The following is a 24,849-nucleotide window of genomic DNA, read 5'->3' on the forward strand; positions in this document are numbered from 1 at the left end:
AAGTCCCTGCGGATGAAAGTCCGGGTATTGGGTTGCTCGGGAGCGATCGCAGCAGGCTGCCGGACCACCTCCTTCCTGCTCGACGATGATTTGCTCGTCGACGCCGGCACCGGCGTCGGCGACCTCACGCTGGACGAGCTGGCCCGCATCGACCACATCGTGGTCAGCCATTCGCACCTCGACCACATCGTGTCGATTCCGCTGCTGGCGGATGCGGTGATGAAGCGGCGGCAGGCGCCCATCACTGTGTATGCCTTGCCGCAAACGATAGAGGCACTGCGCAAACATGTGCTGAACGGCGTGATCTGGCCCGATTTCACCCGGCTGCCATCACCCGAGCGGCCGGCGTTGCGCTTCGAGGCGGTGGCCGTCGGCCAGCAACTCGACATCGCCGGCAAGCGGCTGGAGGTGCTGCCGGCCGAGCACACGGTGCCGGCCTGCGGCTATGCCGCCGAAGGTGCCACGGGCTGGTGGGTCTACACCGGCGACACCGGGCCCAACCCGGCACTGTGGCCACTGCTCGCCGAGCGCCGCATCGCGATGCTGGTGATCGAGACCGCCTTCAGCGACAGCGAACAGGAACTGGCCCGCGTCAGCAAGCACCTGTCGCCGACCCTGTTGGCGGCGGAGCTCGGCAGCCTGCGACCGGAGGTGCCGGTCTTCATCACGCACACCAAGCCGGGCGAGATGCACTGCATCTCGGAGCAGACCCGGGCCATTCCGTCTGGCCATCAAGTGGCGTACCTGGAAGCGGGCCAGTGCTTCGAGGTCTGAAATGGGCGGCTCAATGTGACGATATTTGTCATCGTCATGCCCCGGATGACCAGTCCCGTCCCTGCTGTGAGACCAGGCCGGGCGCCAAACGTGCAAGAAATCACGTTGCAGGGGCTGTAACCCCCTGGCACACCAACTGCATTGAGAAAAGCGCTTCCCCAAACACCTGAAGGAGTAATCATGAAGCAGATGAAGTCGATGAAGCGCGCAGCTCAACGCGGTTTCACCCTGATCGAACTGATGATCGTCGTGGCGATCATTGGTATCCTGGCTGCAGTGGCCATCCCGGCGTACCAGGACTACGTGGTTCGCTCCAAGGTCTCGGAAGGCCTGGTGCTGGCTTCGGCAGCGAAGACCGTGGTGGCTGAGAATGCGTCGAACGGCATGGAAGATCTGGCGAACGGCTGGACGCCGCTGGGCGAGGGTAAGGGCAGCCCGAACGTTACCAAGAAGGATGGCACCGCCATCGTCAAGGATCTGGGCATCGACCCTACCACCGGTGAGATCGAGATCGTCTATAACGACGTGGCGAAGAGCGTCAAGCTGACCTTGACGCCCTCGGCGAACGGCAACCCGCTCGGCGGCGAGGATAACAAGGTTCCGGAAGGTGCGATCACTTGGTCGTGTGCCGTTGATAAGGCCGACAATGCTAAATATGTCCCCGCCAACTGCCGCAATACCGCAGCTTCCGCTTCCGGTTCGCAGTAAGCGCATTTATAGCATTTACGCAATGAGTTGAAAGAGGGCCTCTCGAGGCCCTCTTTTCGCATCTGCGAAGCACTGAGACCTATCCTCCTCGGAAGAATCTGATTGCGGGCATCTAGCCTCAAGTCTTTCGTCATGCAATATCCTCGGCCTTGGGCGATTGGAGGGGCGGTCATCCTCCTTATTGTTATCCTTGCTCCAAATATCGTTTTGGCACTCGGCCGCATAGACACCGTCGAGGGGCTGAGACAAGGACTCCTTCCTGCGATCGCCTTGCTGGCGCTTCTGCTCTCCCTGTCTTCGCGGATATGGATAGGGCTCATGCTGCTTACCCCGTGGGCCCTACTTGCACCGCTGGAGGCACACTACGTTTTCGAGTATGGACAACCGACCGATGCTCACATATTTGGCGTCGTCGCTGAGACTGACCTAGCAGAAGCAAGCGCGTATCTCGGTGGCATGACGGTAATGCTCCTTGCTATTGCCTTGACCGTCTGCCTCGTTGCGGCATGGACGATAAGGTCGTTCTACAGATCCGCCACTGCCTGGACCGGCAGAACGCGCTACTGGCTCCTCGCCAGCAGCATTGGAACACTAATAGGGACCCCGGTGCTTACTCCGCAGGTCGAAGCAGCCGACTTTGCGTCGTTGACCTCAACCGCTCTTTGGCAAGAGAAGGACAATTTCCATGGATTTGACCGCTACGAACCGTCTTACCCGCTAGGCGTACCGGTTCGATGGGCCAACTACCTGCAGCAGAAGAGAATTCTTGAAGACGCGCTGCAAGCAACAGCTAGTTTTCGCTTCGGAGCCCGCCAAGACGCCTCCCAAGCAGAGGCTCGCCAAATCTACATTCTTGTCATCGGCGAAACGAGCCGACCAGACCGTTGGCAACTCAACGGTTATGAGCGCCCAACCAACCCGCGACTTCGTGGTCTTGCGGACATTGTGAGCTTCCAGGACATTGTCAGTCCCTGGGCTTACACGCGCATGTCGGTTCCGATCATCGTCAGCCGAAAGCCAGCGGCGAGTACCAATGATCGATTTGTAGAACGATCGCTCGTTTCGGCCTTCAAAGAGGCAGGCTTTAAAACCTATTGGTTCTCGACCCAAAGCCCTCTCGGCAAGCACGACAGCTCTATTGCATTGCATGCCTCAGAAGCAGACGAAGTGAGGTATCTCAATCCGACGAGCTATGGGCATGCAGGCGTTTACGATGGAGCACTGCTCGTGCCACTATCTGAGACACTGAACCGCAACGAGTCCAAGGTCCTTATCGTTCTACATACCTTGGGCAGCCACTTCAACTACGGAGACCGTTATCCGGGCGAGTTCGACCACTTCAAGCCCTCGACGAAGGGTATGCAAAACGTCAGTATGCGAAACGGAGGCCTTAAGCGGGAATTAAATAACAGCTACGACAACAGTATCCTCTACACCGATCACTTGCTGGCTGAAGTGATTAGTCAAGTCGAGCGCCGCCATGTCCGGGGTGGGGTACTTTACGTTGCGGACCACGGTGAAAACCTGTTCGATGGCGATTGCCCGAGATCCGGCCACGGCCACCACTCCGTCTACGACCACCGCGTCGCCGCTCTCTGGTGGAACACCCCAGCCTACACTCAAGCCTTCCCTGAGAAGGCTGCCCAGATCCGCGCCCACGCCGCTGCCCCCACGTCCACCTCCGACATCTTCCACTCCCTGCTCGACGCCGCGGCCATCACCTACCCGGGTGAAAACCGCAGCCGCAGCCTGTTCTCCGCCGAATGGAAGTTCCAGCCCCGATGGACGCAGGCCCAGGTGAATTTCGACGAAGCCGAGATCGAACCCGTATGCAAGATGCTCAAGCGCCCGAAAAAACGCCCGTCCGGTTCCTGACGGCGCTGTTTTTTGCGTCCGGCAGCGCCGGGCTGCTCTACCAGGTGGCCTGGCAGCGGCTGCTGTTCGCCGCCTTCGGCGTCGACCTCGAATCGGTCACCATCGTCGTCTCGGCCTTCATGCTCGGCCTGGGCTGCGGTGCCCTGGCCGGCGGCTGGCTGGCTGATCGCTGGCCCGGACGCACCCTGGCGCTGTTCGCTGGCGCCGAAGCGGGCATCGGGCTGTTCGGTTTGGTCAGCCCACGGGTCATCCATGCGGCCGGCGACCAGTTCGTCGGCGCCTCGCTGCCAGTGGTGGCGGCGGCCAACTTCCTGGTCGTGCTGGTGCCGGCCTCGCTGATGGGCGCGACGCTGCCCATCCTGATCGCCCACGTCGCCCGCGGTTGGAGCAGCGTCGGCCGTGCCACCGGCCACCTCTACGCGGCCAATACCCTGGGCGCCGGCGTGGGCGTGTTCGCGCTGGCCTTCGTGCTGTTTGCCTACCTGCCGCTCAACGGCGCCATCTACCTGGCGGCCAGCATCAACCTCGGCGTGGCCCTGCTGGCCGCCCTCCGCCTGCAGCGCAAGGCCTGACTGCCATGAGCATGAACAAGAAGCAGGCCCTCGCGCTGTCCTTCGGCGTGGGTTTCCTGAGCCTGAGCCAGGAAATCCTGTGGGTGCGTTTTGCGGACTTCCTCTTCCACGGCGCGCCGCAGGCCTTCGCCTTCGTGCTCGGACTCTTCCTGCTCGGCATCGCGGTGGGCGCCACCGCCGGCAAGCGTGCCTGCGCCACCGGCCGCCCTCTGGCGTGGGCCGGCATCGTGCTCGCCGCGTCGGCGGCGCTCGACCTGGCACTGCCGCAGCTGCTCGCCGGAGTGGCGGACAGCGGCTTTGCCAAGCCGCTGCTGACGGTGCTGGTGCTGGCCTCGGCCGCACTCAAGGGCGCCGTCTTCCCCATCGCCCACCATGTCGGCTCGCAGGCCGGCGGCGGGGCCATGGGGCGTTCGATCTCGCGGGTCTACCTCTGCAACATCCTCGGCTCCACGCTTGGGCCGGTCTTGACTGGCTTCGTGCTGCTGGACCATGTCTCGCTCACCGCGGCCTTCCAGCTGGTCGGCATCGGCGGGCTGCTGCTCGCCTCGCTCGCGCTCGCCGGCCGGCGCATGGCCGGGTCACTCGCCCTGCTGGCGGTGGCCGCCACCATGGCTTGGCACACCGATCCCAGGGACCCTCGCCTGGTGGTGCATGCCGCCGACGTCGACCCGGCCCGCATTCGCCATGTGGTGGAAACGCGCCATGGCATCGTCCATTCGGTCGACGGTGGCACGAAGGGCGACGTCGTGTATGGCGGCAATGTCTATGACGGCCGCACCAACACCGACCTGGCGATCAACAGCAACATGATCGACCGCGTCTACCTGGTGGCCGGGCTGCATCCCGCTCCCAAGCGCGTGCTGGTGATCGGCCTCAGCACCGGCGCCTGGACCCGGGTGCTGGCCGGCATCCCCAGCCTGGAGCGGCTGGATGCGGTGGAGATCAACCCCGGCTACCTGCAGCTCATCAGCCAGTACCCCGAGGTGCGACCCATCCTGCAGGACCCGAAGGTCCACATCGTCATCGACGACGGCCGCCGCTGGCTGCGCCGGCATCCGGCCGAGAAGTACGACCTCATCGTGATGAACACCAGCTTCCACTGGCGCGGCTACATCACCAACCTGCTGTCGCAGGAGTTCATGGCCCTGGCGCGCGCCCACCTGGCCCCCGGTGGCGTCTTCGCCTTCAACACGACCGGCTCGGTCGATGCCTGGGCCACCGCCGGCGCCGTGTTCCCGCATGCCTATCGCTGGTCCAACTTCGTCTATGCAGCGGAGCATGACTTCCGCGCCGAGAAAGCCGCCGCCGAAAACCGCATTGCCGCGATGCAGCGCGATGGCCACCGCCTGTTCGACGGCAGCGCCGAGACGCAGGCCATGATCCACGAGCGCCTCGGCAAGCCCTTCCTCACGCTGCAAACCTACCGCCAGTCCGCCGAGCGGCAGCCTGAAGTCATCACCGACCAGAACATGATCACCGAGTACCGCTACGGCCGCGGCCTCTAGCCTCGCCTCCGGGCCAGCATGAGGCGAGCGCGCCGCCGCCTCGTGCACAATTCGCGCCGTGCAAGCCTCTCGCCTCAAGACGTCCTGGCCCTGGTGGCTGTTCATCGCGCTGCCCACCTGCATCGCGGTCTCCCGGCCACCGGTCACGGTGTTCTACAACACGGCGGCCTGCGTGCTGGCTGCCGGCGTGTTGCTCTACTGGATGGCCGTGCGCCTGCCTGCCTCGCAGGCCGACCACGGCGTTCCCTCCCGCCCTTTCCCTTCGTCCGCCGGCCTGCGGGTGCCGGTGCTCGGTGCGCTGTTGCTCATCGGTGCCCTGGTGGCATCGGTGCTGCACGGAGGCCGCAACCTGGCGGCGCTGGGTGTGGTGAGCGTGGCGTTCTCGCTCGCCGTGATGGCTGACCACTGGGGCCGCAGCCAGCGCTACGCCGAAGCCCTGGACGGCATCGCCGGCGCCTGGCTGGCCGCGGGCCTCGTGGGCCTGTTGATCGGCGCCCTGCAGTACGCGGACGTGCAGGGCCTGCCCACCTGGCTGGTGGCCACCTCGGCCACCGCCGGCCGGGCGGTCGGCAACCTGCGGCAGCCCAACCACCTCTCGACCTTGCTGGCGCTCGGCCTGTGCAGCTTGGTGTGGCTGGGCCACCGCCGGGGCTGGGAGCTGCCGGCCTTGCTCACGCTGCAGGCGCTGCTGGTGCTGGGCATCGTGCTGAGCAGCTCGCGCACCGGCTTGCTGATGCTGGTGCTGCTGGCCGCCTGGGCGCTGCTGGACCGCCGCCTGCCACGCCGCCTGCGGGTGATGCTGCTGGCCACGGTGCCCGCCGCGCTGGCCTGGACCGCCGCGGTGCATGTCTGGAGCGAGATGGCCGGCGTACGCTACTTCGCCGAGGCGCGGCTGGCCTCCAACAGCGACATCAGCAGCTCGCGCTTTGCGATCTGGAAGAACACGCTGGACCTCATCGCCCAACATCCCTGGACCGGCGTCGGCTGGAACAACTTCAACTACGCCTGGACGCTGACGCCCTTCCCGGACCGGCCGATCGCCTTCTTCGACCACACCCACAACGTGCTGCTGCAGCTGGCCGTTGAACTCGGGCTGCCAGCCGCCATGGCCATCGTCGGCGGCGTGTGCTGGGCCACCTGGCGGGCCCGCCATGGGTGGCGGCAGGCCGATGACCACGCAGCACTGGCCTCCCGGGTGCTGCTGGCCCTGCTGGTGATGGTGGCGCTGCACAGCCTGCTCGAGTACCCGCTCTGGTATCCCTACTTCCTGCTGCCCACCGCGCTCGCCTTCGGGCTGTACCTGGGCCTGGGCAGGCCGGCCGAGAGCCGGCCGGCGTCCGGGCTGCCGCGCGGGCTGCGCACTGCCGTCGAGACGGTGGCCCTGCTGACGGTGGCCACCGCGCTGTATGCGGTATGGGACTACCAGCGCATCGTGCAGATCTTCTCGCCGCATGGCGAGGCCGGGCAGCAGCCGCTGTCGGAACGCATCCGCGACGGCCAGCGCAGCGTGTTGTTCGGCCACCATGCCGACTATGCCGCGGTGACCACGACCGATCGGCCGGGCAGCATGCTGGGCACCTTCCAGCGCCCCCTGCACCAGTTGATCGATGCCCGGCTGATGATCGCCTATGCGCGAGCCCTGCACGAGCGGGGCGAAACCGAGAAGGCGATCTATGTCGCGCAGCGCCTGCGCGAGTTCCGGCATCCGCTGGGCCAGGTGTTTTTCGCGCCTTGCGACACGCCCCCAGCGGCCGGCGAGGCGCCGCCCTTCCAGTGCGAGACGCGGCCGTCCCGCCTGGGGCTCAAGGACCTGGGGAAGTAGGGTCCGCGGCCGGCGTGTCGGCCAGGTAGCTGCCGGACTTGCCGCCGTGCTTCTCGAGCACGCGCACGCCGGTGATCGTCATGCCCCGGTCCACGGCCTTGCACATGTCGTAGATGGTGAGCAGGCCCACCTGCACGGCGGTGAGCGCCTCCATCTCCACGCCGGTGCGGCCCAGCGTCTCCACCTGCGCACGGCATTCCACCCGCGACGCGGCGGCCTCCAGCTCGAAGTGCACCGCCACCCGCGTGAGCGGCAGCGGATGGCACAGCGGGATCAGGTCGGCGGTGCGCTTGGCGGCCTGGATGGCGGCGATGCGCGCGATGCCGAGCACGTCGCCCTTCTTCGCGCTGCCGGTCGCGATCAGCTGCAGGGTGGCCGGCTCCATCTCGATGTAGCCGTGCGCGAGCGCAACGCGGTGCGTGACGTCCTTGGCGGCCACGTCCACCATGTGGGCCTGGCCGTGGGCATCGAAGTGAGTGAGGCCGCTGGCGGCCGGTGAAGCGGTGTCGTTCATGGCTTTGGCATCATAGCGGGCACGGCCAGCCCGATTGAACGCCCGGCGCCGTACCGGCTCCAAGGAGCTTCGGTCCAACAGGAAGACCCCTTGTCCACACCGTCCTTCGCCCTCCGCCGCCCCGGCCAGCGCCGCTGGCTGCCGCTTGCGCTCAGCCTGGCCCTGCTCGGCGCCGCGGTGCCGCCCCTCACGCCCGTCGCCCGGGCGCAGAACAACCTCCCGGCACTCGGCGACAGCGTGTCCGGCGAGTTCAGCGTGGCGGCCGAGCGCCAGCTGGGCGACCGCATCATGAGCGAGATCCGGCCCGACCCGCTCTACTTCGACGATGCACTGCTGGGCGACTACCTGCAGTCGCTGTGGCAGCCGCTGTTGAGCGCCGCGCGCGCCCGCGGCGAGTTGTCCTCGGAGCTCGACGACCGTTTTGCCTGGCAGTCCTTCCTCGTGCGCGACAAGACCGTGAACGCCTTCGCGCTGCCGGGCGGCTATGTCGGCGTGCATCTGGGGCTGATCGCCACCACCGGCACCCGCGACGAGCTGGCCTCGGTGCTGGCGCACGAGCTGTCCCACGTGACGCAACGCCACATCGCCCGCAGCCTGGCCAAGAGCAAGCAGCAGTCGCTGGTGGCGCTGGCCTCCATGATCGTCGGCATGCTGGCGGCCAGCCGCAGCCCGGAAGCGGCCAATGCGCTGGTCACCGGCGGCCAGGCGGTCGCCTTGCAGGGCCAGCTCAACTTCTCACGCGACATGGAGCGTGAGGCCGACCGCATCGGCTTCGGCGTGCTGGAGCAGGGCGGCTTCTCGCCGGCCGGCATGGCGGCGATGTTCGAGCGCCTGCAACAGAGCTCGCGCCTCAACGACAGTGGCGCCTACCCCTATCTGCGCACCCACCCGCTGACCAGCGAGCGCATTGGCGAGGCCCGCGCGCGCGGCAATGCGGCCGCCGGCGGGCCCTCGCGCGGGTTGCTCGAGCATGCGCTGATGCAAGCCCGCGCCCGGGTGCAGATGGACTCGCGCCCCGACGTCCTGCGGCAATGGCTGCGCAGCTCCGACGCCGCTGCCGAGGCGCGGCCAGCCGAGCGCCTGCTGGCTGAAGCCACCCGGGCCCAGGCCGCCCTGCTGCTGCGCGACTGGCCCACCGCCGAAGCGGCGCTGGCGCGTGCCGAGCCGCTGGTGAAGGGCGACGGCCGTGCGGTACGCAGCCTCGCCTACCTGCGCACCGAACTGTGGCTGGCCCGCGGCGACGGTGCGCGGGCCGAAGCGGCGCTCGCGCCCTGGCGCGGTGACGGCTCGCGCGCCAGCGAACTGCTCGCCGCCCGTGCCGGCCTGGCGCCGGGTGCCAGTGCGGCCGCTACGCGACGCGCCGCCGACGAACTGCAGACCTGGGTCGCCACGCACAGCGGCGACACCCAGGCCTGGGACCTGCTCGCGCTGGCGTGGGAGCGCAACGGCAAGCCCTTGCGGGCGGTGCAGGCGCAGGCCGAGGCCCGCTACTCGGTGGGCGACGTGCAGGGTGCCATCGACCGGCTGAAGGCCGCACAGAAGCTGGCCCGCGAACCGGGGCAGAGCGGCGACTTCATCGAAGCCTCGGTGATCGATGCACGGCTGCGCCAGCTCGAAGGGCAGTGGCGCCAGCGCATCCGGGAAGAAGCGGGCAGCTGACCCGAACAGCGGCCCCGCGCGGGGCGCAGCCTCAGCGCCCCTTGCGGTCGAAGAGGTGCTCGATGGCGGCCTCGATCACGATGCCGAGCACGGTGTACAGGATGGAGCCGATCAGGGCCGCGCCGAAGCCGGCGACGTTCATGCCGTCAAGCAGCTTGGCGGCAAAGTAGAACATCAACGCATTGATGACGAACAGGAACAGCCCGAGCGTCACCAGCGTGATGGGCAAGGTGAGCAGCGTCAGCACCGGCCTCACCACCGCATTCAGCAGGCCCAGCACCAAGGCCGCCAGCAAGGCCGAGCCAAAGCTGCGCACTTCAACGCCCGGGTAGATCTGGGTCACCAGCAGCAAGGCGGCGGCCAGCAGGAACCAACGTGCCAGGATTTTCATGGCCTGCAGGATAGCATCGCCCCTCTGCAGCGCCCGGCGCACCGGCCGCCCTCGCAGACGGGCGGCGGCGGTTCGCGGGCGTGGGTGCTGCGTCGAAAGACCGGTCGTGCGGCCTAGGTGTTCAAGCCGGTGGCGTGCACCTGCGGACGCGGCGGGCCGAGCGGCCCGCGCGACTCGTCCAGCTTGGGTCGGCGCACATCGATGAGGTGATCGGGCTGCAGCGTGTCCATCAGCTCCTGCAGCGGACCCTTGGCCACCTGCGGCTCGGCCTCCACGCCCTGCTCGGCGAGCCAGGGCTGGATTTGCGCGAACAGCCGGCCGGCCCACTTGCTGCGCCAATGCTCGCGAGACCCGTGCGACATCCACTTCGAGGCCCGGTGGGTCAGCCGCGGTGCGCAAGCCACCAGCAGGCAGCGGGCGGCCCGCACTTCACCGAGCCGGGTCGCCAGGTGCCTCTGTGCGTGAGCCGCGTCGTCCACCAACACGACGATCGTTTTCATGTCTGCCCCTTCTTGAGCTGGCCAGGGGAGACAGTCTGCCGTGCGAAGAGCGCGCAGCACCGAATGCCCCCTGACTTGCCAAGTGTTCATGACAGCCGCGAGAATCCGGGCTGTCGAAAGGGGAGTAGCACACGGTTCCCCGCCGTGGCGGCCACCCGTCAATACGGTCTCTCCAGCCTTGGAGGGCCCGGGTCCCGCAAAAGCCCGTCCCGCAGGACGCCGCTTCCCCGCAAGACCTTTCGGCGCAATCGTTCAACCCATCTTCGGAGTTCCCGATGGACACCATTGCGCCCAACTGGTTGTGGGCTTTTTTTGTCGTCTCCGTGCTGGCCGCCCTGTTCGTCGACTTCGTCGTGCTCAGGAAGCAAGGCGCGCATGAAGTCACGGTCAAGGAGGCCTTGCACTGGTCCCTGATCTGGGTGGCCCTGAGCCTGGCCTTCAACGGCCTGTTCTGGTGGGCCGTGCAGCAGGAGCACGGCAGCGCGATGGCCAACACCCGCGCGATGGAGTTCCTCACCGGCTACCTCATCGAGAAGTCGCTGGCGGTGGACAACATCTTCGTGTTCCTGATGATCTTCACCTACTTCGGCGTGCCGCCCGCCTTCCAGAAGCGGGTGCTGATGATGGGCATCATTGGCGCGATCGTGCTGCGCACGGTGATGATCCTGCTGGGCAGTTGGCTGATCAGCGAGTTCCACTGGCTGCTGTATGTCTTCGGCGCCTTCCTGCTGATCACCGGCATCAAGATGTGGTGGGCTTCGGGGCAGGAGCCCGACCTGGAGAGCAACCCGGCGCTGAAGCTGCTGCGCCGCCTGGTGCCGGTCTCCCAGGGCTTCGACGGCGAGAAGTTCTTCACGGTCGAGCAGGGCCGCCGGCTGGCCACGCCGCTCCTGCTGGTGGTGCTGCTGGTGGGTGTGATCGACGTGATCTTCGCGGTGGACTCGATCCCGGCGATCTTTGCAATCACGACCGATCCCTTCATCGTGCTGACCTCCAACATCTTCGCCATCCTCGGCCTGCGGGCGATGTACTTCCTGCTGGCGGCGATGGCGGCGAAGTTCCACCTGCTCAGCTACGGCCTGGCGGTGATCCTGTCCTTCATCGGCGTGAAGATGCTGCTGATCGACATCTACAAGATCCCGGTGCTGGTGTCGCTCGGCGTGGTGGTGGCGATCCTGGCGGTGACCATGGTCTGGAGCCTGAAGACGGCGCCGCGGCTGCCGCAGAGCCGCTGAGCACGGCGCCGCACGGCTGAGGCGCCCTCGTGCGCCTCAGCTGATCCGCCGGCAGGCGCTGCCGTCGGCGCGAAAGAGGTGCACGGCGCTGCTCGGCGCGCACAGGGTCGCTTCCTGCTGCAGGGCGGGCGCCGCGCCGGTGAGCTTGGCCACCACCACGGTGTCCTCGCACATCAGGCGCACATGCGCGAGGTAGCAGTCGCCGAGGTACTCCACCAGTTCCACCGTGCCACGCCAGCGCAGGCCCGGGCCGTCCTTGGCCGCCAGGGCGAGGTGCTCGGGCCGCACGCCGATCTCGATGTCCTCGCCCACCGCCAGGGCGCTGCCGTCCACCGCGGCCTCGCCCTGCGGGCCACGCGGGCACACCCAGTGCACCTCACGCTCGTTTGCATGCATCACGCGGGCCGGCAGCAGGTTCATCGCCGGGGTGCCGATGAAGCGCGCCACGAAGCGGTTGGCCGGATGGTGGTAGAGCTGCAGCGGCGTGCCCGACTGCTGGATGCGCCCTTCATGCAGCACCACGATCTTGTCGCCCAGCGTCATCGCCTCGACCTGGTCGTGGGTGACGTAGACGATGCTCACGCCCAGCTCGCGGTGCAGCCGCGCGATCTCCACCCGGGTTGCCACGCGCAACGCGGCGTCGAGGTTGGACAGCGGCTCGTCGAACAGGAACAGCTCCGGCTGGCGCACGATGGCCCGGCCGATGGCCACCCGCTGGCGCTGGCCACCCGACAGGTCGCGTGGCAGGCGGTGCAGCAGGTGGTCGATGTGCAGCACCTTGGCGGCGTCGCGGATGCGGCGGTCCATCTCGGCCCGCTCGGGCACCCGGCGCGACAGGCCGAAGGCCATGTTGCGGTAGACCGTCATGTGCGGATAGAGCGCATACGACTGGAACACCATCGCAATGCCGCGCTGCGCCGGGGGCAACTCGTTGACGCGCCGGCCGGCGATGCAGAGCTCGCCTTCGGTGATGTCTTCCAGCCCGCTGAGCATGCGCAGCAGGGTCGACTTGCCGCAGCCCGAGGGGCCGACCAGCACGACGAACTCGCCTTTCTCGATCGTCAGGTCCACCCCCTCCAGCACCGTGGGGGTGTCGTGCCCGCCGTAGCGCTTGGTGATGCCGCTGAGCGTGACTTGGGCCATGGCTTGCTCCTCCTTGCTATTTGACGGCGCCGGCGGTGATGCCGCGGATCAGCTGGCGCGAGAACAGGGCGTAGATGACCAGCACCGGGATGATGGCCAGCGTCAGCGCCGCCAGCACCGCGTTCCAGTCGGTGGCGTACTGACCGATGAACTGCTGCACGCCCAGCGTGATGGTCTGGGTGCTGTCGCCGGGGGCCAGGATGAGCGGGAACCACAGGTCGTTCCAGATCGGCACCATCGTGAAGACCCCGACCGTCGCCACCGCAGGCCGCACCAGCGGCAGCACCACCTGGAAGAAGATCCGGAACTCGCCGATGCCGTCGCACCGGGCGGCGTCCTTCAGGTCCTGGGGGATCTGCGCGATGAACTCGCTCAGGATGAAGACCGCCAGCGGCAGCCCCTGCGCGGTGTAGACCAGCACCAGCGCGGTGAGCGTGTTAACCAGGTCGAGCTGCACCATCAGCTGCAGGATGCTGACCGTGCCCAGGCGGATCGGCACCATGATGCCGAAGGCCAGGTACAGCGTGAGCCAGCGGCGTGCGCGGAAGCGGTACTCGGTGAGGGCCCAGGCAGCCATGGCGCCGAACAGCAGGATCAGCACCAGCGAGGCCACCGTGACGATCAGGCTGTTGCCGAAGAACATCGGCACCGCCGACTTCGACAGCACCCGCTCGAAGCCCACCAGCGACCAGGTCTCGGCGGTCGGCAGGGCCAGCGGGTTGTCGAAGATGGCCGGGCGGCTCTTGAAGGCATTGATGAGCACCAGCACGATGGGGAACAGCGCCAGCAGCGTGTAGCCGCCGAGCACGGTGTGGATGGTGGCCGAGCGCAGGGCCGGGGGAGCGAGGGAGCGCATCGTGGTGTCCGCCTCAGAAGGTGTAGCGCTGCAGCCGGCGCTGCACGACGTAGAAGTACAGGCCCACCCCGGCCAGGATGACCAGGAACATCAGCGTGGCGACGGCCGCGCCCATCGTGGGGCTGCCCACCTGCGACTGGTAGCCGAAGAAGGTGCGGTAGAAAAAGGTGCCAAGGATGTCGGTGCTGTAGTTGGGCCCGGCCACCGCACCCTTGACCGCGTAAACCAGGTCGAAGGCATTGAAGTTCGCGACGAAGGTGAGGATGGTCACTAGCCCCAGCGTCGGCAGGATCAGCGGCAGCCGGATGGACCAGAACACCCGCCAGGGGCTGGCGCCATCGACCACCGCGGCCTCCACGATCTCCTCGGGAATGGCGATCAGCGCGGCGTAGATCAGCATCATCGGGATGCCGACGAACTGCCACACCGACACCAGCGACAGCGTGGTCAGCGCCGAGCCCTCCTCGCCCAGCCAGGGCTGGAACCAGTCCTGCAGGCCGAACCAGCCCAGCAGGTTCTCGGCCACGCCCCACAGCGGCGACAGGATGAGCTGCCAGACGAAGCCGATGATGACCACCGACAGCAGGGTCGGCAGGAACAGCACCGTGCGGTAGGCCGCCGCCCCCTTGACGCCGCGCAGCGAGAGCAGCGCGGCCAGCAGCAGGCCGATCGGGTTCTGCGCCGCCATGTGGATGAGGAAGAACTTCAGGTTGTTGGCCATCGCGTTCCAGAAGCCGGCCGACCATTGCGGGTCGGTCAGCAAGGTATGGAAGTTGGCGAGGCCCGCGAAATGCCGCGCGCCGCTGTCGTCGGTGACATAGAAGCCCAGGCGCAGCGTGTCGATCAGTGGCAGGGCGCTGAACACGGTGTAGATCAGCAGGGCAGGCAGCAGGAAGGCCGCCACCTGCCAGGGAGAGACTCTGTTCATGGCGTTCGGTCGCAAAAGCGGGTGTGCCGGCGTGGCTCGGTCAGCCACAGGGCGCCGGTCGAGGAGGAGGGCAGGCACGGCAGGCGAGGGACGAGGGACCGCCCGGGCGCACAGGCTCCGGGCCCGTGCAGCCAATTAGGGGAGGAGGCGCGGCAGCAGCGGGCCGGTCGTGCAGATGCACGCCGCGCTGCCCCGGTGCTGCGGGTCTGCGACCGGCCGCTTCCCGGCCCCTGGCCGGGGCCGTCCTTGCCGGACGCTGCCTTGGCCGCCTCGCCCTGCCGGGCTCACTTCTTCTGCGGCCCGTACCACCGCGCGAAGCCGGCCTGCATGCGCTCGGCGGCCTGCTTCGGGCTCATCTTGCCGTTGAGCACCTGGCTGTCGACATTCCAGAACTCGGTTTCCATGTTGGGCTCGCCGCGGTTCATCACCTGGGCATTGAGCCGGATGGTGGAGCTGCAGCTCTTGCGCCAGTCCATCATCTGCTTGGCCACCGGGTCCTTGACCGCGATCAGGTGGTTGGACAGCGAGAAGAAGCCGGTCACCCGGTTGGTGTAGAGGTCGGCAAATTCCTGCGAGCCGAGCCAGGCCAGGAACTTGTAGGCGTCTTCCTTGTTCTTGGACTTGCTGTTCACGCCCATCCCGATGTCGGTGTGGTCCGAGATGTGGCACCGCGCGCCGGGCGCAGTCACCGGCGGCGGGAAGGCCGCGAAGTCCAGCCCGCCCTGCTGGCGGAAGTAGGCAATGTCCCAGGAGCCGGCCGGGAAGATCGCCGCACGACCCAGGGCGAAGAGGTTCTGCGAATCGGCATAGGTCTGCGAGGACGCGCCCTTGCCCAGGTAGGGCGTCCACTTGGCCATGCTGTCCCAGACGCCGACGAACTCGGGATCGGTCAGCTTCTTCTTGCCCTCCAGCAGGGCCTTGCGGCCTTCCTCGCCCTTCCAGTGGTTGGGGCCGATGCCGGTGTAGACGATCTGGTGCGCCTCCCACTGGTCGGCGGTGCCCAGCGCAAGCGGGGTGTACTTGCCAGCGGCCTTGATCGCCTCCAGCGTCTTCAGGAATTCCTGCTCGGTGGCCGGCGGCTTGAGCTTGAGCTCGTTGAAGATCTTCTTGTTGTAGAAGAAGCCGTGGATGACGGAGGCCATCGGCATGCAATAGGTGTCGCGGCCGTCGTCGGTCTGCCAGGCCACCTTGGCCGAATCGGGGAAGTGCTCCATGCCGGGCTTGCCGTCGAGCTTCTCGAGCTGGCCCTTCTTGTACAGGTTGAGCGACACGTCGAAGGCGCGGCAGGCGATCAGGTCACCCGCGGTGCCGGCCGTCACCCGGGCGGTGAGGCTGGAGTCGTACTCGGTCGGCGCGGTGGGCGCGAACTTCACCGTGATGCCGGGGTGCTTGCGCTGGAAGGCGGGAATGATCTCGTCTTCCCACAGCGACTTGTCGTCGACCCGCCAGCTCTCGATGGTCAGGGTGCCGGCCTGCGCGGCACAGCCGAGGACGAGGGCGCTGGCCAGCAGCACGGGACGGGCCACGCAGGGCAGGGCTTTCATGGGGAGTCTCCTTCGATGTAGGTCTGTTGCCTCGCTGTGCCCGAGGGCCAGCGCGTCCCGCACCTTATCGAGGGGGCTCGTGTGACACAAACGAGCCATGCCGGCAGCCGCCATTTGCCCGCCAGGCCTTGCAGCGACTGGCACGGCGGGCACCCGCCCGCCCGCCCGCGTTACGCAACTTTACGTTGGCGGCCCATGCGCAACGCGGGCCCACCGGCCGTCTTGCCTCGCAAGCCGCTGGTGCCAAGGGTGCAAAACCCAAGGGCGCGAAGGCGAGGGGCGGCTTACGATAAATCACCAACGCCGGACACTTCTTTCACAGACTTCGCCCATGGTTTCGACGGCCCCGCCTTCCGCCTTCCACCGCCGCCGCCGCGGGCTGCTGGCCGCCGCCTGCATGGCGGCCTCGGCGCTGCTGGCTGCGGCGTCGGCCGCCACGCCGGCCGCGGGCACCGAGCCAGCACCGCCGCAAGCGCTGGACGTGCTGCACTGGTGGACCTCGGTGAGCGAGCGCCGCGCGGCCGACCACCTCGACGCCCGGCTGGCCGAGGTCGGCATCCAGTGGCGCGACACCGCCATCGCCGGCGGCGCGGGCATGGCGGCCGCCAAGGTCATGAAAGGTCGCCTGCTCAGCGGCCGCCCGCCCGCCGTCTCGCAACTCATCGGCGCGGTGCTGCGCGACTGGGCCGACCTGGGGCTGGTGCTGGAGCTCGACGGCGTGGCGCGGCAGGGCGAGTGGGCGCGCACCCTGTTCCCGGCGGTGCAGGCCCATGTGACGCACCGTGGCCATGTGGTGGCGGCGCCGCTGGGCGTGCACCGCATCAACGTGCTGCTGTACAACCGGCGGCTGTTCGATCGCCTGAAGCTGGCGCCCCCGCAGGACTGGGCCGCCGCCGAGCGGGCCGCCCAGGCGTTGCGCCAGGCCGGCTACCTGCCGGTGGCCTGGAGCGACGAGCCCTGGCAGGTGGCCACCGTCTTCGAGGCGCTGCTGCTGGCCGAAGGCGGCCCCGCCCTCTACCAGCGCCTGATCGTCGAGCGCGACCCCGACGCCTACGGCCGGCTCGCCGTGGGCCGCGCGCTGGAGCGCCTGCGCTGGTGGCGCAGCCTCGGCAGCAGTGGCGAGCGCCCCTGGACCGAAGCCGCCCGCGAAGTGGCCGCCGACCGCGCCGGCATGCTCATCATGGGCGACTGGGCCAAGGGCGAGCTGATGGCCCTGGGCTCCCAGCTGGGCGAGAGCTTCGACTGCCTGCCGGTGCCCGGCACCGCCGGCAGCCACCTCTACAGCATCGACACGCTGGCCATGCTGACCGGCGACTACTCGCGCCAGTCGGTGCAGGAGCGGATGGCGGCGCAGCTCTTCAGCGCCCCGGTGCAGCAGGGCTACAACCGCATCAAGGGCTCGGTGCCGGTGCGCCGCGACATCGACCCGCAGGCACTCGACAGCTGCGCCCGCGACTCCTGGCTCACCTTCTCGCGCGCCGACGCGCCCCGCCTGCCCAGCCTGGCCCACCGCATGGCCGCCGACGAAGCGCTGAAGGACGCGCTGATGGCCACCGTGCACCGCTATGCCGTCGACCAGCGCCAGGGCACCGAAGCCACGCAGCGCCGGCTGGCCACGCTGGTGCGCGCCCTGCACAAGCCCCCTGTTACCGGCACCCCATGAAACGCACCATCCTTGTCGTCGACGACGACCAGAAGATCCGCACCCTGCTCAAGACCTATCTGGAGAAGAACCAGTACCAGGTCCGCCTGGCGCACGACGGCTGCAGCTTCCTGTCGGAGTTCGACCGCTTCCGCGACGAGCTGAGCCTGTGCGTGCTGGACGTCATGCTGCCCGACACCGACGGCTTCGCGCTGTGCCAGCAGGTGCGCCGCCGCTCGGAGGTGCCGGTGATCATGCTGACCGCCAGCGCCGAGGAAACCGACCGGGTGGTGGGCCTGGAGCTGGGTGCCGACGACTACATCGGCAAGCCCTTCAGCCCGCGCGAGCTGCTGGCCCGCATCAAGGCCATCCACCGGCGCGCCGGCCTGGAGCGGGGCAGCCCGCCGCGCTACTGGCGCTTCCACGGATTTGTGCTCGACGCGCTGGAGCGGGTGCTGATCGCTCCCGACGGCAGCAGCTCCGACCTGACCGGCATGGACTACCAGCTGCTCAAGCTCTTTGTGGAGCATCCCGGCGAGGTGCTCGACCGCAACCGCCTGGCCGAGGCCACCCGCGGGCGCGACCTGGGGCCGCTGGACCGCGCGCTGGACGTGCAGGTCAGCCGCCTGCGCCAGCGCCTCAACGACGACGGCAAGCAGCCCAGCCTGATCAAGACCGTGCGCGGCACCGGCTATGTGCTGAGCACCACCGTCGAGGCCAGCCATGAGCCGTGAGGCGGCCCGCGCCCGGGCCGGGCTGGCCACCGATCCGTCGGCCGAGCACGCCGCCGAGGCGCGCCCGGCCTGGCACCGTGGCTTTGCCTGGCGGCAGCTCGGCGAGCTGTTCGGCAACACGCTGCAGGGCCGCTTCACGCTGGTGATGGTGGCGGGGGTGCTGCTGGCCCAGCTCGCCACCAACCTGCTGTGGGCCCAGCAGCTGCGCTCGCGGGCGCAGGCCGAGGCGGAGCAGGCGGCCCACCACGTGGCCATTGGCGCGGCCGGCGCGATCCGCTCCTTCCGCGACCTGCCGGTGAACTTCCGGCCGCTGCTGATCGAGCAGCTGCGCACGATGGGCGGCACGCGGTTCTTCGTCTTCGTGAACCGGGAGCCGGTCAAGGTCGAGCCGGTGCAAGGCGAGGCCCTGGCCCAGCTGGTGGCCCAGACGGTGGCGCAGACGCTGAAGCAGCAGGCGCCGGTGGACGGCAGCCTGAAGGTGGCCCTCGCCTGGCCGCACAGCCTGCATGTCTCGCCCGACGGAGTGGAGCTGCAGGACCTGCCGGAAGGCTGGATCGACACCACGCTGCTGTCACCGGCGCGGCCGGCGCCCATCGTCGTGATCCAGGCCGAGATCGAGTCGGGCAGCTGGCTCTACCTGGCCTCGGCCATGCCCGACCCGTATTTCCTGGAGAACGCCAACCCCTACGCAGTGGACCGGCTGCTGCCGCAGGTGATCACGCTGGGGGCGGTGCTGCTGCTGTCGGTGGCGGTGGTGCGCACGCTGACGCGGCCGCTGGCGCGGCTGGGCCGGGCGGCGACCGCCTTCGGCAACGGCATCAGCGCCGACCCGCTGCCGGTGGCCGGCACCCGGGAGGTGCAGCGCACCATCCGCGCCTTCAACGACATGCAGGAGCGCATCCAGCGCTACCTGATGGACCGCGAGCGCCTGTTCGCCACCATCTCGCACGACCTGCGCACACCCATCACCCGGCTCAAGCTGCGCACCGAGCTGCTCGACGACGACAGCCTGCAGGCTGAGTTCCACGAGGACCTGGACGACCTCGACATGATGGTCAAGGGCGCCCTGCAGAGCGTGAAGGACACCGACATCCACGAGAACCAGGTGGAGGTGCGGCTCGACCACATGCTGGAGCGCCTGGTGCGCGACGCCCGCATGGCCGGCCGCGAGGTGAGCCTGCAGGCGCCGGCGCTGTCGGTGCGGGTCAAGCCGCTGGCCCTCAAGCGGGCCCTCACCAACCTGCTGGACAACGCGCTGCAGTACGGCGAGCGCGCCGACATCCGCGTCGACAGCGAAGCCGAGCGGGTGGTGCTGACCATCCGCGACCACGGTCCCGGCGTGCCGGAGGCCGCGCTGGACAAGCTCGGCCAGCCCTACGTGCGACTGGAGCACGGGCGCCGCACCCGCCGCGAGGGCATGGGCCTGGGGCTGGGCATCGCCCGCAATGTGGTGCATGCCCATGGCGGGCAGCTGAGGCTGGCCAACCACCCGGAAGGCGGGCTGATGGCCACGGTGCTGCTGCCGCTGGGCTAGCGCCAGCGCTCGGCAGCGGCGCTGCGGGCAAGCCGGCGCTCAGGCACATTCGCTGCGGTCGCGGCCCGCCTGCTTGGCGGCGTAAAGCGCGCCGTCGGCGCGGGCGATGGCGGCTTCCAGGTCGGCCGCATGCAGCACCTCGGCGATGCCGGCCGAGAAGGTGACGGGCCCCTCCAGCACGCCCGGCAGCCAGGGCTGCTGCTGCAAGGCCTGGCGCAGCCGCTCGATCGCCAGCCGGGCCTGCGGCAGCTCGGTGCCCGGCATGGCCAGCAGGAATTCCTCGCCGCCCCAGCGGGCCAGCAGGTCGCATTCGCGCAGCGTGGCCAGCGCCAGGGCCGCAAAGGCGCGCAGCACCTCGTCGCCCGCCGCATGGCCGTGGGTGTCGTTGATGTGCTTGAAGTGGTCCAGGTCCAGCATGGCCACGCACAGCCGGCGCCCGCCCGCGGGTCGGGCGGCCTCGCGGGCCAGCATGTCGGCCGCGGCACGGCGGTTCGGCAGGCCGGTCAGTTCGTCGCGCTCGGCCATCGCCTCGATGTGGCGCAAGGCTTCATTCAGCTGGTCGTTCTGGGCCCGCAGCTCGACACGCAGCGCCGCCAGCGCGGCCGCCTCCCGCGTCAGCACCGGCGCCAGCAGCGCCACCACCGCCAGGTTCAACAGCTGCAGGGCGCCGGGATAGTGCAGCGGATCGCCCGCCTGCCGCCAGGCGGCCGCGGCGCCCAGCGCCAGCAGTGCCCAGGCCGTGGCCCAGCGTGCCTGGCGGCGGCTCAGGTTGAACACGCCGAAGGCCAGCACCATCACCAGCATGGCGAGCGCCCCGCCATGGTGGACCGGCGCGTTCGCATAGCAGCCCGCCACGCAGGCAATGGCGGCGAGGATCTGCGGCAGGGTCAGCGAAGGGTCGCGCCAGCGGCGGCTCATGCCGCTGCGCAGCAGCAGGTAGAACAAGGCGCCGCTGCCCAGCATCCAGGCCGACATGCCGAGGGCATTGGCCCATGGCACCTGGCCGAGCCAGGCGGTATAGAGCATCAGCGCCGAGCACAGCAGGTACATCTGCGACGACATCAGCGAATGCCGCACCCGGATGCGCTGCCGTGCATCCCGGCCCAGCAGCAGCCGGTCCGCCACGCTGGGCGGCGAGGGGACCGCACCCGCCGGCTGGTTCATGCCACCGCCACCTCGGCCGGCACGTGAGCGGCCGCGGCGGCATCGAGCACGTTGCGGCCGCGGCCTTGTTGCTTGGCGCGGTACATCGCGGCGTCCGCGCGTGCGACCGCCGCCTCCCAGCCCTCGCCGTCATGCAATGCCGCCACGCCGGCGGAGAAGCCGGCCCGCAGTGGCGGGCAGGCCGGGCAGACCTCGGCGGCGCGCAGCCGCAGGCGCAAGGCATCGAGGAGGCGGGCCGCCTGCTCGGGCGAGCGGCCGGGAAACAGCAGCAGGAATTCCTCGCCACCCCAGCGCGCAGCCACGTCGGAATCGCCCAGGCAGGCCTGGATTTCGCGGGCGACGCTGCGCAGCACTGCGTCGCCGGCCGCGTGGCCATGCTGGTCGTTGATCTGCTTGAAATGGTCGAGGTCCAGCAGCGCCACGCTGTGGGGTGCCTTCCAGCGGCGCACGTCGGCGGCGCTGCGCTGCAGCCATTCGGTCATGCGCCGGCGGTTGTACAGGCCGGTCAGCGGATCGGTGGCCGCCAGCTGCCCGATGCGCTGCAGGGCCTGGTCCAGTTCATGGCGCTGCCTGGCGAGGCGGTGGCGCAGGGCGGCCAGCCGCCCGACGAGTGCGCGCACCGTCAGTGCCGCGCCGACCAGCAGCACGAAGTAGACCGCCTCCGAACGCCAGGGGTGGCGCACTGGATCTAGCAGCGACTTGGCGGCCATGGCCGCGCCCAACAGCAGGGCGGTCCACAGGCACAGCCAGGCGGCGCGCCGCGGCCCGAGGCGAAACAGTGCCAGCGTCAGCGCGAAGCACGCCACCGTCACCGTCAGGCCGTAGCCCGGGCCGGCGACAAGGTAAGTGAGGGCGATGTTGAACACCGTCACCAGCGACTGGGCCATCACCCACTGGGCCCGGCTGGCTGTCAGCACGCGGGACTCCGACATCGCGAAGTGGAAGGCCGGCGGCGTCACCGCCAGGTAGAGCCCCAAGCCCACCGCGGCCAGGACATCGAGCCGGCCGGTGGCGGCATCGACCGCCAGCACCAGCAGGCAGGCCAGGTGCGGCAGGAAGCACACCTGGGCGGCCAGCGCCTGCAACGCCCGGCGCCACCGCCCCATCGCGTCGATGGCGCGGCCGGCACGGCGTGCGCGGCTGGCGGGAGGGACCGGGAAGGAACGGCTCATGGTGGCGGAACGGCTTGCCGCCGGACTGCGGACAAGAAGGGGACTTTGTCCTTATCGGCCATGCCGCGGCCGGCTTGAGTGTTGCAAACCTGCCGCAACCACCGCATGCAGGCGGACAAAGTCAAGCACTTTTTGTGTCAACTCAAAATGAGAATGTTTATCATTAGCACATTGACCGCCCACTCTCAGGAAGCTCCGGGCGCGCGAGCGACGGCTTCGCGCGCTTTTTTTTGCCAGCACCGGGGGCCCGGTTGACGTTCTTGTTTTTCACTCGGAGTTCGCAGACATGACCCGTCGCAAAACCTCGTCGCGCCCCGCGCGGCCCCAAGCTGCCGCGACCACGGCCCCCGCCCGCAAATCATCCACCGCTGCCGTGCTGGCTCCGCTGGGCGCGCTGGCGGCCGGCTTCGGCTTTGCCGGCCTGGCGCTGGCGCAGTCGGCCGAACCGGCGGCCACCGCAGGCGAGCGCAACCTGCCGGAGGTGCGGGTCAAGGGCAGCACCCCGCGCAGCCCGGGCAAGGAGGCCTACCAGGCCACCACGACCACGGCTGGCAAGGGCAAGCAGCAGCTGCGCGACATCCCGCAATCGGTGACGGTGGTCAACGAGAAGCTGATGGATGACAAGAACTACGACACGCTGAAGTCGGCCATGCACACCGTGACCGGCATCGCCTTCGAGGCGGGCGAGGGCGGCACGATCGGCGACCTGATCCGCATCCGCGGCTTCTCGGCGCGCGGCGACATCTTCCAGGACGGCATGCGCGACATCGCGCAATACAACCGCGACACCTTCAACCAGGACCGCATCGAGGTGCTGCGCGGTTCGGCCTCCATGCTCTACGGCCGTGGCTCGACCGGCGGCATCATCAACCAGGTCAGCAAGCAGCCCTTCCTGCTGAACGAGCATTCGGTGGAGTTCACCGCCGGCACCGACGACTACTACCGCCTGACCGGTGACTTCAACCTGAAGACCGGCGAGGATGCCGCGCTGCGCGTCAACGTAATGAAGACCGACGCGAAGAGCTTCCGCAACGGCCCCGAGACCGACCGCCAGGGCATCGCACCGACCTACCGCTGGGGCATCGGCACCGCCGACGAGTTCTCGGTGGGCTTCTACCACCTGAGCTACGACGACGTGCCCGACTTCGGTATCGCCTGGGTCAACGGCCGGCCGGTGGAGCGGGCCGCCGAGCGCTGGTACGGCTTCGAGTCCGACTACCAGAAGGACTCGGCGAACTACGGCTTCGCCAGCTGGCTGCACCGCTTCGCCGACGGCGGCGAGATCCGCACCACCTACCGCGACGGCCGCTACAAGCGTGACCTGTGGGCCAGCACCGCCCGCTTCGCCGGCACGCTGTCGTCCGAAGACGCCATCACCGACAGCACGGTGATCACCCGTGGCAACCAGACCCGGGGCGGCAAGGACCGCCACCGCTTCCTGCAGACCGACTACACCGGCAAGGCCGACTGGTTCGGCGTGAAGCACGAGCTGCTGGCCGGCGGGGAGTACACCCGCGAGGATTCGTCCACCTACAGCTACACCTTCCCGCTCGATGGCGCCGGCCGGGCGATCAACCCCAAGGGCAACACCACCTGGGGCCGGCCCGGTCCGTCCGCCGCGGCGGCTGACACCCGCACCCGCGCGCCGAGCAACCGCTTCACCTCCGACACGCTGGGCCTGTATGTGCAGGACATGGTGCAAATCGCCCCGCAGTGGAAGCTGATCGTCGGCCTGCGCTACGACCACTTCTCGGGCGACTACGAGCGCAGCAACGGCGGCCCGCTGTCGCGCACCGACAAGATGTGGAGCCACCGCTTCGGCGCGCTCTACCAGCCGGACCTGAGCTCGTCCTACTACGTCTCCTACGGCACCTCGTTCAACGCCTCGGGCGACCTGTACCAGTACGACGCCCGCACCGTGAACACGCCGCCCGAGAAGAGCCGCAACTTCGAGGTCGGCGCGAAGTGGGACCTGTATGACGGCAACCTGTCGCTGCGCACCGCCGTCTTCCGCACCGAGAAGTACAACGAGCGCAACACCGACGCGGCCGAGGCAGGCCCCAACAACTTCCTGCTGAACGCCAAGCGCCACACCGACGGCATCGAGTTCGAAGCCGCCGGCCGGCCGCTGCCCGAGCTGGAGATCTTCGGTGGCGTGGCCTACATGCGCGGCAACATCGACAAGGCGGGCCAGAACAACGCCCGTGCGGTGGGCAAGGACAGCGGCCTCACGCCGCGCTGGACCGGCAACGTCTGGGCCACCTACCGCCTGACGCCGAAATGGCGCGTGGGCATTGGCGCCGACGGCATGAGCGACCGCGTGCCGGCTTCCGGTGAAGCGCCCAACGCCCAGGGCATCGTCAACCGGGCGCCGGGCTATGTGAAGGCCGACGCCATGGTCGAATACAGCGGTGGCCCCTACACCGTGAAGCTCAACCTGCTCAACCTGACCGACAAGATCTACGCCGACGGCATCTACCGCGGCCACACCGTCCCCGGCCAGACCCGCGCCGCCCAGCTCACGCTGGCCGCGAAGTTCTGACCCGCCTGCCCCGCCTTGGCGGGGCGCGCATCTTG

General features: G+C 68.6%; 21 protein-coding genes. 12 read left to right on the forward strand and 9 right to left on the reverse strand.

The annotated features are described in order from the left end of the window. The first annotated feature begins 12 nt into the window (after positions 1 to 12). From N7L95_RS15020 to N7L95_RS15045, 6 genes are all read left to right on the forward strand, one after another. Positions 13 to 774 (forward strand): MBL fold metallo-hydrolase, encoded by a 762-nt coding sequence (locus N7L95_RS15020; protein WP_301256054.1) that lies wholly within the window; start codon positions 13 to 15, stop codon positions 772 to 774. A gap of 180 nt (positions 775 to 954) precedes the next feature. Continuing rightward, positions 955 to 1,482, forward strand: a complete 528-nt coding sequence (locus N7L95_RS15025) for a pilin (RefSeq protein WP_301256055.1) — start codon at positions 955 to 957, stop codon at positions 1,480 to 1,482. A 132-nt stretch (positions 1,483 to 1,614) separates the two neighbouring features. Beyond that, complete coding sequence (locus N7L95_RS15030; protein WP_301256056.1) at positions 1,615 to 3,357, forward strand: phosphoethanolamine transferase; 1,743 nt, start codon at positions 1,615 to 1,617, stop codon at positions 3,355 to 3,357. After that, the gene (locus N7L95_RS15035) at positions 3,312 to 3,929 is read left to right on the forward strand and encodes a spermidine synthase family protein (protein WP_301256057.1); all 618 of its coding nucleotides are present in this window, start codon (positions 3,312 to 3,314) and stop codon (positions 3,927 to 3,929) included. Before N7L95_RS15030 ends, N7L95_RS15035 begins: the two co-directional genes overlap by 46 nt. 5 nt (positions 3,930 to 3,934) lie before the next feature. Beyond that, positions 3,935 to 5,434 carry a spermidine synthase gene (locus N7L95_RS15040; RefSeq protein ID WP_301256059.1) on the forward strand — a complete coding sequence of 500 codons (1,500 nt, stop codon included), beginning with the start codon at positions 3,935 to 3,937 and terminating at the stop codon, positions 5,432 to 5,434. A 58-nt stretch (positions 5,435 to 5,492) separates the two neighbouring features. Beyond that, positions 5,493 to 7,256 carry a PglL family O-oligosaccharyltransferase gene (locus N7L95_RS15045; RefSeq protein ID WP_301256060.1) on the forward strand — a complete coding sequence of 588 codons (1,764 nt, stop codon included), beginning with the start codon at positions 5,493 to 5,495 and terminating at the stop codon, positions 7,254 to 7,256. Here N7L95_RS15045 and moaC read toward each other — a convergent pair. Further along, entirely contained in the window at positions 7,237 to 7,770 is a 534-nt protein-coding gene (gene moaC, locus N7L95_RS15050; protein ID WP_301256061.1) for a cyclic pyranopterin monophosphate synthase MoaC, read from the reverse strand. The two genes, N7L95_RS15045 and moaC, sit on opposite strands and share 20 nt — an antisense overlap. Positions 7,771 to 7,860: 90 nt before the next feature. Between moaC and N7L95_RS15055 the strand changes: the two genes are divergently transcribed. Beyond that, the gene (locus N7L95_RS15055) at positions 7,861 to 9,429 is read left to right on the forward strand and encodes a M48 family metallopeptidase (protein ID WP_301256062.1); all 1,569 of its coding nucleotides are present in this window, start codon (positions 7,861 to 7,863) and stop codon (positions 9,427 to 9,429) included. Between the two features lie 31 nt (positions 9,430 to 9,460). Here the strand turns inward: N7L95_RS15055 and N7L95_RS15060 are convergent, their stop codons facing one another. Together N7L95_RS15060 and N7L95_RS15065 are read right to left on the reverse strand one after the other, a co-directional pair. Further along, positions 9,461 to 9,820, reverse strand: a complete 360-nt coding sequence (locus tag N7L95_RS15060) for a phage holin family protein (RefSeq protein ID WP_301256063.1) — start codon at positions 9,818 to 9,820, stop codon at positions 9,461 to 9,463. A gap of 113 nt (positions 9,821 to 9,933) precedes the next feature. Then, on the reverse strand, positions 9,934 to 10,320 hold the full coding sequence (locus N7L95_RS15065; protein ID WP_301256064.1) for a hypothetical protein: 387 nt from the start codon (positions 10,318 to 10,320) through the stop codon (positions 9,934 to 9,936). 275 nt (positions 10,321 to 10,595) lie between these two features. Between N7L95_RS15065 and N7L95_RS15070 the strand changes: the two genes are divergently transcribed. Next, a complete protein-coding gene (locus N7L95_RS15070; RefSeq protein WP_301256065.1) occupies positions 10,596 to 11,555 on the forward strand; it encodes a TerC family protein in 960 nt (319 codons plus the stop codon). A 36-nt stretch (positions 11,556 to 11,591) separates the two neighbouring features. Here the strand turns inward: N7L95_RS15070 and N7L95_RS15075 are convergent, their stop codons facing one another. From N7L95_RS15075 to N7L95_RS15090, 4 genes are all read right to left on the reverse strand, one after another. Then, on the reverse strand, positions 11,592 to 12,698 hold the full coding sequence (locus N7L95_RS15075) for an ABC transporter ATP-binding protein (RefSeq protein ID WP_301256066.1): 1,107 nt from the start codon (positions 12,696 to 12,698) through the stop codon (positions 11,592 to 11,594). Positions 12,699 to 12,714: 16 nt separating this feature from the next. After that, positions 12,715 to 13,554 carry a carbohydrate ABC transporter permease gene (locus N7L95_RS15080; RefSeq protein ID WP_301256067.1) on the reverse strand — a complete coding sequence of 280 codons (840 nt, stop codon included), beginning with the start codon at positions 13,552 to 13,554 and terminating at the stop codon, positions 12,715 to 12,717. A 13-nt stretch (positions 13,555 to 13,567) separates the two neighbouring features. Continuing rightward, the gene (locus tag N7L95_RS15085; protein WP_301256068.1) at positions 13,568 to 14,482 is read right to left on the reverse strand and encodes a carbohydrate ABC transporter permease; all 915 of its coding nucleotides are present in this window, start codon (positions 14,480 to 14,482) and stop codon (positions 13,568 to 13,570) included. 284 nt (positions 14,483 to 14,766) lie between these two features. Further along, positions 14,767 to 16,026 carry an ABC transporter substrate-binding protein gene (locus N7L95_RS15090; protein WP_301256069.1) on the reverse strand — a complete coding sequence of 420 codons (1,260 nt, stop codon included), beginning with the start codon at positions 16,024 to 16,026 and terminating at the stop codon, positions 14,767 to 14,769. A gap of 331 nt (positions 16,027 to 16,357) precedes the next feature. Here N7L95_RS15090 and N7L95_RS15095 point away from each other — a divergent pair, with 331 nt between their 5' ends. From N7L95_RS15095 to N7L95_RS15105, 3 genes are read left to right on the forward strand one after another with little or no spacing between them, the layout of a single operon-like run. Beyond that, positions 16,358 to 17,689 carry an ABC transporter substrate-binding protein gene (locus N7L95_RS15095; protein ID WP_301256070.1) on the forward strand — a complete coding sequence of 444 codons (1,332 nt, stop codon included), beginning with the start codon at positions 16,358 to 16,360 and terminating at the stop codon, positions 17,687 to 17,689. Next, positions 17,686 to 18,402: a response regulator gene (locus N7L95_RS15100; RefSeq protein WP_301256071.1), complete on the forward strand. Its 717-nt coding sequence runs from the start codon at positions 17,686 to 17,688 to the stop codon at positions 18,400 to 18,402. Before N7L95_RS15095 ends, N7L95_RS15100 begins: the two co-directional genes overlap by 4 nt. Next, the gene (locus N7L95_RS15105) at positions 18,392 to 19,936 is read left to right on the forward strand and encodes an ATP-binding protein (RefSeq protein WP_301256072.1); all 1,545 of its coding nucleotides are present in this window, start codon (positions 18,392 to 18,394) and stop codon (positions 19,934 to 19,936) included. Before N7L95_RS15100 ends, N7L95_RS15105 begins: the two co-directional genes overlap by 11 nt. Positions 19,937 to 19,975: 39 nt before the next feature. Here the strand turns inward: N7L95_RS15105 and N7L95_RS15110 are convergent, their stop codons facing one another. Both N7L95_RS15110 and N7L95_RS15115 read right to left on the reverse strand, forming a co-directional pair. Continuing rightward, positions 19,976 to 21,100 (reverse strand): GGDEF domain-containing protein, encoded by a 1,125-nt coding sequence (locus N7L95_RS15110; RefSeq protein WP_301256073.1) that lies wholly within the window; start codon positions 21,098 to 21,100, stop codon positions 19,976 to 19,978. After that, positions 21,097 to 22,272 carry a GGDEF domain-containing protein gene (locus N7L95_RS15115; RefSeq protein ID WP_301256074.1) on the reverse strand — a complete coding sequence of 392 codons (1,176 nt, stop codon included), beginning with the start codon at positions 22,270 to 22,272 and terminating at the stop codon, positions 21,097 to 21,099. Before N7L95_RS15115 ends, N7L95_RS15110 begins: the two co-directional genes overlap by 4 nt. Before the next feature lie 286 nt (positions 22,273 to 22,558). On the opposite strand from N7L95_RS15115, the gene N7L95_RS15120 reads away from it, so the two are divergent. After that, positions 22,559 to 24,814: a TonB-dependent receptor gene (locus tag N7L95_RS15120; RefSeq protein WP_301256075.1), complete on the forward strand. Its 2,256-nt coding sequence runs from the start codon at positions 22,559 to 22,561 to the stop codon at positions 24,812 to 24,814. The last annotated feature ends 35 nt before the right edge of the window (positions 24,815 to 24,849 follow it).

This window comes from Eleftheria terrae, assembly GCF_030419005.1.
GTDB classification, from domain to species: domain Bacteria; phylum Pseudomonadota; class Gammaproteobacteria; order Burkholderiales; family Burkholderiaceae_C; genus Caldimonas; species Caldimonas terrae.

Bases quoted from the DNA above. Each gene is read 5' to 3' on its own strand.
- N7L95_RS15020 (WP_301256054.1), top strand. From the start codon at position 13: ATGAAAGTCCGGGTATTGGGTTGCTCGGGAGCGATCGCAGCAGGCTGC.
- N7L95_RS15025 (WP_301256055.1), top strand. From the start codon at position 955: ATGAAGCAGATGAAGTCGATGAAGCGCGCAGCTCAACGCGGTTTCACC.
- N7L95_RS15030 (WP_301256056.1), top strand. From the start codon at position 1,615: ATGCAATATCCTCGGCCTTGGGCGATTGGAGGGGCGGTCATCCTCCTT.
- N7L95_RS15035 (WP_301256057.1), top strand. From the start codon at position 3,312: ATGCAAGATGCTCAAGCGCCCGAAAAAACGCCCGTCCGGTTCCTGACG.
- N7L95_RS15040 (WP_301256059.1), top strand. From the start codon at position 3,935: ATGAGCATGAACAAGAAGCAGGCCCTCGCGCTGTCCTTCGGCGTGGGT.
- moaC (WP_301256061.1), bottom strand. From the start codon at position 7,770: ATGAACGACACCGCTTCACCGGCCGCCAGCGGCCTCACTCACTTCGAT.
- N7L95_RS15060 (WP_301256063.1), bottom strand. From the start codon at position 9,820: ATGAAAATCCTGGCACGTTGGTTCCTGCTGGCCGCCGCCTTGCTGCTG.
- N7L95_RS15065 (WP_301256064.1), bottom strand. From the start codon at position 10,320: ATGAAAACGATCGTCGTGTTGGTGGACGACGCGGCTCACGCACAGAGG.
- N7L95_RS15070 (WP_301256065.1), top strand. From the start codon at position 10,596: ATGGACACCATTGCGCCCAACTGGTTGTGGGCTTTTTTTGTCGTCTCC.
- N7L95_RS15075 (WP_301256066.1), bottom strand. From the start codon at position 12,698: ATGGCCCAAGTCACGCTCAGCGGCATCACCAAGCGCTACGGCGGGCAC.
- N7L95_RS15080 (WP_301256067.1), bottom strand. From the start codon at position 13,554: ATGCGCTCCCTCGCTCCCCCGGCCCTGCGCTCGGCCACCATCCACACC.
- N7L95_RS15085 (WP_301256068.1), bottom strand. From the start codon at position 14,482: ATGAACAGAGTCTCTCCCTGGCAGGTGGCGGCCTTCCTGCTGCCTGCC.
- N7L95_RS15090 (WP_301256069.1), bottom strand. From the start codon at position 16,026: ATGAAAGCCCTGCCCTGCGTGGCCCGTCCCGTGCTGCTGGCCAGCGCC.
- N7L95_RS15095 (WP_301256070.1), top strand. From the start codon at position 16,358: ATGGTTTCGACGGCCCCGCCTTCCGCCTTCCACCGCCGCCGCCGCGGG.
- N7L95_RS15100 (WP_301256071.1), top strand. From the start codon at position 17,686: ATGAAACGCACCATCCTTGTCGTCGACGACGACCAGAAGATCCGCACC.
- N7L95_RS15105 (WP_301256072.1), top strand. From the start codon at position 18,392: ATGAGCCGTGAGGCGGCCCGCGCCCGGGCCGGGCTGGCCACCGATCCG.
- N7L95_RS15110 (WP_301256073.1), bottom strand. From the start codon at position 21,100: ATGAACCAGCCGGCGGGTGCGGTCCCCTCGCCGCCCAGCGTGGCGGAC.
- N7L95_RS15115 (WP_301256074.1), bottom strand. From the start codon at position 22,272: ATGAGCCGTTCCTTCCCGGTCCCTCCCGCCAGCCGCGCACGCCGTGCC.
- N7L95_RS15120 (WP_301256075.1), top strand. From the start codon at position 22,559: ATGACCCGTCGCAAAACCTCGTCGCGCCCCGCGCGGCCCCAAGCTGCC.